The sequence below is a fragment of the Pseudarthrobacter sp. R1 genome (assembly GCF_024494415.1).
In the GTDB taxonomy this organism is placed as follows: Bacteria; Actinomycetota; Actinomycetes; order Actinomycetales; family Micrococcaceae; genus Arthrobacter.
Window position 1 is genome coordinate 1 of the sequence record NZ_JAMKFI010000056.1, and the last position, 303, is coordinate 303.

Annotated in this window: 1 pseudogene; it reads right to left on the reverse strand. The window is 62.0% G+C overall.

Annotated features, from left to right (window positions below):
* Positions 1-302 (reverse strand): annotated as a pseudogene (locus tag M8J71_RS23110) (pyruvate dehydrogenase (acetyl-transferring), homodimeric type); the annotation flags it as partial.
* Between the last annotated feature and the right edge of the window lies 1 nt (position 303).

A 303-nucleotide genomic window follows, 5' to 3' on the forward strand; every position in this document is an offset into this window, starting at 1 on the left:
GCGTTCCACCGCATGTACGCCCGGTACCGGCGCTCGAACTCCTCGTTGCCCGGGAACTGCGCTTCCTGGTCCACCGGGATGGTGTTCACGTAATCGGTGGTGGTCACCATCGGCACCCCGACGCTCTGTGCACCGGCACGCTGCAGCAGGCTCCGCATGATGTATTGGGCACGCTCGGTACCCTGTTCCCTGATCAACGAATCCAGGGACTCAACCCACTCGGCGGTCTCTTCCGGATCACGATCAGGCAGCTGGTTAGTCAACCCGCTGAGGATATGGGAGGTATCTTCTCCTGCAGCCACG